Here is a 7,137-nt window from a genome sequence, read left to right as displayed (position 1 = left end):
CCCGGCGTCGACATGACCCCGCCTCCCAGTACGATGCAGCGCGGCGACCAGGCCAGGGTCAGGCTGGCGCAGAGTTCGCCCAGATAGTCGGCGGCCAGCGCCCGCAGGTCGGCGCGGTCGGACAAGGTCTCGCCATCCGCCAGCCGTCGCCCGAGCGCCGGCCCCGCCGTCAGTCCCTCGGCGCAGTCATCGTGAAACGGGCAGGCGCTGGGAGCCGTGTCGCCGGCCATGCGCTTCAGCCGCAGGTGCCCGATCTCCGGATGCAACGCCCCCTTCAGGGGCCGCCCCTCCACCGCCAATGACCCGCCGATCCCGGTGCCGACGGTGACATAGGCCACGGAGTCCAGGCCCTGGGCCGCGCCGATCGCCTGCTCGGCGAGGGCGGCGGCGGCCACGTCGGTCTCCACCAGGACCGGCGCCCCCAACCGCCCCGCAAGGACGGCGGCGAGGTTGAAGCCGCTCCAGTGCGGCTTTGGCGTCGGCAGCATCAAGCCGCAGTCGGGCGACGCGGGATCGACGACCAGGGGCCCGAAGCTCGCAAGACCGATGGCGGCCAGCGTATCGCCGGGAGCGATAGCGCCATGGATAGCGCCCACCAGGTCGGCCACCGCCTGCTGAGGGGTGGTGGTGACAAACCGTGACGCGACCTGGGATGACACCGGGCGGCTCGGTTCGGCCTCCGTGACCCGGCAGAGAATCTTTGCGCCGCCAGTCTCGATCGCGGCGATCATAGCGCGGGTCATTCGAGCCTCCCGACGCCGTCTTCAGGCTGTCACACTGGCGCGCATATGCCTGCGATGGTTTCCGACGGTCAATCTGTGGCGCGGCGGCAGCGCCGGCGTGCGGCCGATGATGGGTCGGCGAGGCCGGCAGCGGTCAATTTTTTCCACCAAACCGGGCGCCTGCCACCGGTGTCGTTAACGCCGTGCGTCTGGAAAGTCCCACGCCTGTATTCAACCCCGCCTCAGGGTCGGCGACTCGGGCGCAAGCGGATAGCGACAGATTTGAAAACCCGCGCCGGTTGAACCGCCCGACTTGCCGAATTCCACAACTCAAGTTCGCTGAGCGATTTCTACCCAAACTGAGTATAACGTTTGACGTATGGCCATACACGCGGGTGTAGACAGCCTGCGGATAGGCCCGTCGCATATAGCTCCAAAGCCCACTCGAGGCGCTATCGCGACTGATTTTCAAGTAGAATTCCTCGCCAACCAGCCCATTGCGGCGCGGGCATCGAACGTGATCAGCGGGATTGTCGGATGCGACACTCATGGCGCTTTGCAAAGCTGTAATATTCGCCTTTACTCGCCGCATCTTGAAGCGCCGCGCCGGCCGCCCCCACCGAGCGCGCGCCGTGGCTGAGGAGAACAAGACCGTGCCGGAGCTATCCAATAAGACCCCGGACCCAATGGACGTCGCCCTGGGGGCGGCGGTGAGAATCCGCAGACGAACCATCGGCATGTCGCAGGAGGCCTTGGCCGAGCAGTGTGGCGTCAGTTTCCAGCAGATTCAAAAGTATGAGAACGGCGCCAACCGCATCTCATTCTCCCGGCTGGTGCAGATCGCGCGCGCCCTGCGCTGTCGCGTGGTCGACCTGATGGACGTCCTCGATACCCCCGGCCACGACGCCGTTGGCGACCTGGACCTGCTGTCGCGCATGCGCACGCCGGGCGCCCTTGACCTGCTGGCCGCCTTCGAGAAGCTGCCGCAGGACGCGCGCGCTTCCCTCGTCAGCTTCATGCGCGCCCTGACCGGGCCAGACGGCGCCTTGCGCGGCAAGCAGAAAGAGCTGGCCTAATCCGTCCGCGCCGCTCGCGGGGGCGGCGGCGTCGTTCCCTGCGACGCCGACTTGAGGTCGACCGCCGGGATGTGGAGGCGTTCTTGCCGCCGTCGTCGGGCTGGACGAGGCCGTAGCCCTTGGGTGGCGTTGAACCACTTGACCGTACCGCTGGCCACGTCGCGTCGATCCCGGACAAGCCGTTTCAGGTGGGCGTCATGCCCGTCGCCCATCTCGCCGTTGAATTGGCTCAGCGGGGCAACCAAGATCAGCTTTCGGCGAGGACGGCGTCGATCACGGCCTTGGCCTCCACGCCCGACCAGTCCGCGCCGCCGGCGAGGCGGGCGCGTTCGACGCCATCCTTGCCGAAGATGACCGTGGTCGGCATGCCGGTCGCCGCTGGCTTGAAATCGTAGGGCAGCTTCAGTTTGGGGTCGCGATAGAAGGCCAAGGGGGCATTCTGGGCGATGAAAAGCCGCGCCTTGTCGGCGTCACGGTCGCCGTCGATGCTGACCGCCACCACGGCCACCGGCTGACCCTGATACTCCGCCGCCAGCTTGGCCAGGGTCGGCATCTCGATCACGCAGGGGCCGCACCAGGTGGCCCACATATTGACCACCACCACCTTGCCCTGAAAGTCGGCCAGACGGACGGGTTTGCCATCCGCGTCCTGGAAGCTGGTGACCGGCGCGGCGCCCGCTTCGGCCGGGAAGATGAGCTTGGCCATCTCGCCCTTGGCGAGACTCTTCAGACTGGTTGCCTGGCGGGGGTTTATGGATGCCTGCGCCATGATGTAGACAACCGCCGCGACGCCCAGCAGGGCGACGCCCCAAAGCGCGCCTTTGACGAGGCCCGATTTGGGCTTCGCCGTCTCTTCGGGTGCTTGGCTCATGTCCGACGACTCCACTCACGGTTCTGACGCGCCCGCATCTGGCCAGGCCATGTGGGGCGGAAGGTTCAGCGCGAAACCTGCCGAACTGATGCAGGCGATCAACGTCTCCATCGGGTTCGACAAGCGCCTGGCGCCGCAGGACCTGGCGGGGTCCCGCGCGCACGCGGCGATGTTGCGCAAGCAAGGCGTCATTACAAGCGCCGACGAGCAGGCGATCCAGGGCGGGCTGCAGGCCATCGAGGCCGAGATCGCCGCCGGGACCTTCCCCTATCGCGACGAGTTCGAAGACATCCACATGAACGTGGAGGCCCGGCTGCGCGAGCTGATCGGCCCGGTGGCCGGACGCCTGCACACCGCCCGCTCGCGCAACGACCAGGTGGCCGTCGATTTCCGCCTGTGGGTCCGCGACGCCTGCGACAGGACAGTCGCCCAGCTCAAGGCGCTCCAGAGCGCCCTGATCCTCAAGGCCGAGGCCCATGCCGAGACCCTGATGCCGGGCTTCACCCACCTGCAGCCGGCCCAGCCGGTCACCTTCGGCCACCACCTGATGGCCTATGTCGAGATGTTCGGCCGCGACGCCGGTCGGTTCGCCGATGCGCGCCGCCGGATGAACGAGTGCCCGCTGGGCGCGGCGGCCCTCGCGGGCTCCCCCTTCCCCATCGACCGCGACGCCACAGCCAGGGCGCTGGGCTTCGACCGGCCCACGGCCAACTCGCTGGACAGCGTCTCGGACCGCGACTTCGCCCTGGAGGCCTTGGCCGCGGGAACACTGGCGGCCATTCACCTGTCGCGCCTGGCCGAGGAGATCGTGATCTGGATGACGCCGCAGTTCGGCTTCATCAGGCTGACCGACGCCTTCACCACCGGCTCCTCGATCATGCCGCAGAAGAAGAACCCGGACGCCGCCGAACTTGTGCGCGCCAAGACCGGCCGCCTGATGGGCTCGTTCACCCAGCTCGCCGTGGTGATGAAGGGCCTGCCGCTCGCCTATTCCAAGGACATGCAGGAGGACAAGGTCCCCACCTTCGACGCCTTTGACGCCCTGGAACTTTCGCTGGCCGCCATGGCCGGGATGGTGGAGGACATGGAGCCGGTTCCGGCGAAGATGGCCGCCGCCGCCGGGGCAGGCTTCTCCACCGCCACCGACCTCGCCGACTGGCTGGTGCGCACCCTCGACATGCCGTTCCGCGACGCCCACCATATTACCGGCGCGGCGGTGAAACGGGCCGAGCAGCTTGACTGTGATCTCTCCGACCTGCCCCTGAAGGAGCTTCAGGCCCTTTCCCAGGGGATCACAGCCGAGGTCTATGACGTTCTCACCCCACGGGCTTCCGCCGGGAGCCGCAAAAGCTACGGCGGCGCCGCGCCGGACCAGGTTCGCGCCCAAGTCGCGCGTTGGAAGGATATGCTGAAATGACCCTTCACCCCTTCGTGCTGATCGGCGCCCTCGCGCTTTCCGCCACTGCCCTGTCGGGCTGCGGAAAGATGGGTGAGCTGGAACGGCCCGGCCCCATCGGCCATGCGCGGTCCAACGCCGACGCCGGCGCCAAGGCCACGCGCTCGATCCGCACCGTCGATCCGCGGGATCGCAATTCCGACCCGGCTCCGCAGCGCAGCCAACCGATCGAGAGCACCAACGACCCGATGGCGAGCGGCCCCCAAGGCGCCCTCAACGACCCTTACGCCCGCCCGCGATGAACCACTTCGAGCTTTCGGGGGGCGAGCTCGCCTGCGAGAACGTCCGCCTTAGCGCCATCGCGCAGGCTGTCGGCACGCCGGTCTATGTCTATTCCACCGCCACTCTTGAGCGGCATTACACGGTGCTGCGCGACGCCCTCGTCAACGAAGGCCTGGGTGATCCGCTGATCGCGTTCGCCGTGAAGTCCAACTCCAATGTCGCCGTCCTGCGCACGTTGGGCCGCCTGGGAGCTGGCGCCGACACCGTGTCGGAAGGCGAAATTCGCCGGGCTCTGGCCGCCGGCATCCCCGGCGACCGCATCGTGTTCTCCGGGGTCGGCAAGACCGAGGCCGAGATCGCCTTCGCCCTGAACGCGGGCGTCGCCGAGATCAATGTCGAGTCCGAGCCGGAGATGCATATGGCCTCCAGGGTCGCCCAGTCGCTGGGGACCCGGGCCGCCATCGCCATCCGCGTGAACCCGGACGTCTCGGCGGGCGGCCACGCCAAGATTTCCACCGGCAAGTCCGACAACAAGTTCGGCGTCTCCTTCTCCGAGGCCGAGCGACTCTACGCCCAGGCCTCGAACAACGCCGGCCTCCGGCCGGTGGGCGTCACCTGCCACATCGGCAGTCAGATCACTCACCTCGCCCCGCTTGAGGAAGCCTTCGTCAAGATGCGCGGCCTGGTGGAGCGCCTGCGCGGCGAGGGACTCAGCGTCGAGCGCCTGGACCTGGGCGGCGGGCTGGGCGTGCCCTATTTCAACATGCCGACCCCGGCCACCCCCGCCGACTACGCGGCCATGATCGCGCGGACCATGAAGGGCCTGGACGTCCAGTTCGCCTTCGAGCCCGGCCGAATGATCAGCGCCAACGCCGGTGTCCTGCTCTCCACCGTGCAGCACATCCACGAGCGCCCGGAGGGTCGCAAGTTCGCGGTGCTGGACGCGGCGATGAACGACCTGATCCGGCCGGCCATGTACGACGCCTATCACGACATCCGGCCGGTGAAGCCGCGCGCCGGGGACCCCGTCACCTATGATGTAGTGGGCCCCATCTGCGAGACCGGCGACACCTTCACCCGCGACCGCGACCTGCCCCGCCTGGAGGCCGGCGACCTGGTGGCCTTCATGAGCGCCGGCGCCTATGGGGCGGTGATGTCGAGCGAGTACAATAGCCGCCTGCTGGTCCCCGAGGTGCTGGTGAACGGCGACAGGTTCGCCGTGATCCGCCCGCGCCCGACCTATGAGGACATGCTGGCCCGCGAAGCCATGCCTGACTGGTTTTAGTCCAGCGCCCCGATGTACGGGAGCCCACGCAGAGCGCCGGCGGCGTCCATTCCGTAGCCCACCAGATAGCGGGCCGGCGCCTCCCAGGCGACGAAGTCCGGGACGATGGCCCGCGGGGTCGGCCAGGGCTTGGAGGCGAAAACGGCGGTGAAGGTCCGCGCGGCGCCGGCGTCGCGGACCAGGCGGCTGGCTTCCGACAGCGACAGGCCGGTGTCGATGACGTCGTCGATGATCAGGGCGGTGCGGCCCGACAGGGGGCGCTGCAGGTCGGCGCGCACCTCGCAGCGGCCAAGACTGGCGCGTTCGTCGCCGTAAGAAGCCAGCCACAGGGCGTCGAAGCGGACGTTCCGCCCTTGGCGCGAAAGGGCCCGGGTCAGGTCCGACGCGAACCACAGACCGCCGGTGAGCAGGCAGACCGCCACGGTGTCGTCGTCGATCCTGGGCGCGATCTCGGCGGCCAGGGCCTCGACTCGGCGCGCGACCTCAGCCTCCGACAGCAGGACGACGGGGTCAGCCATGGGGCTCCAGGGCGTAGGGATTGTCAGACGACAAGGGCTTGGCCTCCACCGGCGCGAGGCCTTGGCCCGGGTCGGGCGCGGGGCCATGGGGGGCCTCGGGCGCGTGGGCGGCTTGCGGGACATCGGGCTCGGCGGCGCCGCGCAGAGGGCCGGACGCATGCGGCGTCACGGCCACCTTGGCGTGGGTTTTCTTCCCCTTGGCCTTGGCGGTGTCGGGCGCAAACGAGATCTGCAGATCATGGGCCGTGGTCGGCGGGTCGAGGATGGCCAGGGCGAAATGGCGGGTTTCGCCCGGCGGCACCACCGGATCGGCGGGACGGGCGATCTTGGTGACGATGGTCTTGCCGGCCTTGTTGAGCAGCTCGATCTTCAGGGGCGGCGTGACGATGGCGTGGTCTTCAACATTGCGGATCATGCCGGAGATGGACAGCGCCGCATGGCCGTCCTGCAAGGCGGGTTCCGCACGCGAGCCTTCGATCACCAGGCCCAGGGTGTTCACCGGCAGTCCCGCCAGGGCGTAGGCCCGGGCCGAACCCGGCATGATCTTCACCACATTGACCCGGAACACCACGGCCAGACCGACCACGATGACGATGGTCGCGGCCATGCCGGCCCAGACAATGCCGTGGGCCGCAGCTTCACGCACCTTGCGGATGTTCTCGACCTTGGCGCGGATCACCTTGGGCAGTTCGGCGCCCGGCAGGTCACTGAGGGCGGCAGGCTCCTCGGTCTCGGGCTCGTAGGCCTCACGGGCGACCGCGCCCTCCTCGGCCGAGACGTCCAGCTCCAGCGTGGCCTCGGGATGCGCGGTCCAACGGTTGCCGCAGGAGGCGCACTTCACCGCGCGGCCCTCCGGGGCGATCTTGCGATCATCCACGAAATAGCTGGTGGCGCACTCTGGACAGGTCAGGATCATGACGGTGGAATTGGTCTCGCAACCCAGGCTGTTGTTATGGAGCGTCACCGCCCTGGCGCGGTCAGCGGTTT

8 protein-coding genes are annotated in these 7,137 nt (G+C 68.4%); 4 read left to right on the top strand and 4 right to left on the bottom strand.

The window, feature by feature from the left end:
- On the bottom strand, positions 1 to 743 hold a 743-nt coding region (locus AAC997_RS02005; protein ID WP_340644027.1), incomplete at its 3' end, for an ROK family protein.
- 611 nt (positions 744 to 1,354) lie between these two features.
- Here AAC997_RS02005 and AAC997_RS02000 point away from each other — a divergent pair.
- Entirely contained in the window at positions 1,355 to 1,798 is a 444-nt protein-coding gene (locus AAC997_RS02000) for a helix-turn-helix domain-containing protein (RefSeq protein ID WP_340644026.1), read from the top strand.
- A gap of 247 nt (positions 1,799 to 2,045) precedes the next feature.
- Here the strand turns inward: AAC997_RS02000 and AAC997_RS01995 are convergent, their stop codons facing one another.
- Positions 2,046 to 2,669: a TlpA disulfide reductase family protein gene (locus AAC997_RS01995; RefSeq protein WP_340644025.1), complete on the bottom strand. Its 624-nt coding sequence runs from the start codon at positions 2,667 to 2,669 to the stop codon at positions 2,046 to 2,048.
- Here AAC997_RS01995 and argH point away from each other — a divergent pair.
- The 3 genes from argH to lysA are packed head-to-tail and all read left to right on the top strand — an operon-like array spanning position 2,668 to position 5,632.
- A complete protein-coding gene (gene argH / locus AAC997_RS01990) occupies positions 2,668 to 4,086 on the top strand; it encodes an argininosuccinate lyase (protein ID WP_340644024.1) in 1,419 nt (472 codons plus the stop codon). The genes AAC997_RS01995 and argH overlap by 2 nt on opposite strands.
- Positions 4,083 to 4,367, top strand: a complete 285-nt coding sequence (locus tag AAC997_RS01985) for a hypothetical protein (protein WP_340644023.1) — start codon at positions 4,083 to 4,085, stop codon at positions 4,365 to 4,367. Before argH ends, AAC997_RS01985 begins: the two co-directional genes overlap by 4 nt.
- Entirely contained in the window at positions 4,364 to 5,632 is a 1,269-nt protein-coding gene (gene lysA, locus AAC997_RS01980) for a diaminopimelate decarboxylase (RefSeq protein ID WP_340644022.1), read from the top strand. The genes AAC997_RS01985 and lysA overlap by 4 nt, the downstream gene beginning before the upstream one ends.
- Here lysA and AAC997_RS01975 read toward each other — a convergent pair.
- Together AAC997_RS01975 and AAC997_RS01970 are read right to left on the bottom strand one after the other, a co-directional pair.
- Positions 5,629 to 6,150, bottom strand: coding sequence for a phosphoribosyltransferase family protein (locus AAC997_RS01975; protein ID WP_340644021.1), 522 nt, complete (start codon positions 6,148 to 6,150; stop codon positions 5,629 to 5,631). The two genes, lysA and AAC997_RS01975, sit on opposite strands and share 4 nt — an antisense overlap.
- Positions 6,143 to 7,114, bottom strand: a complete 972-nt coding sequence (locus AAC997_RS01970; protein ID WP_340644020.1) for a DUF3426 domain-containing protein — start codon at positions 7,112 to 7,114, stop codon at positions 6,143 to 6,145. The genes AAC997_RS01975 and AAC997_RS01970 overlap by 8 nt, the downstream gene beginning before the upstream one ends.
- Between the last annotated feature and the right edge of the window lie 23 nt (positions 7,115 to 7,137).

Origin of the sequence: Phenylobacterium sp. (assembly GCF_037968635.1) — a bacterium.
In the GTDB taxonomy this organism is placed as follows: Bacteria; Pseudomonadota; Alphaproteobacteria; order Caulobacterales; family Caulobacteraceae; genus Phenylobacterium.
The sequence above is the reverse complement of the archived record's forward strand: the minus strand, read 5'-3'. Positions and strand labels throughout refer to the sequence as shown.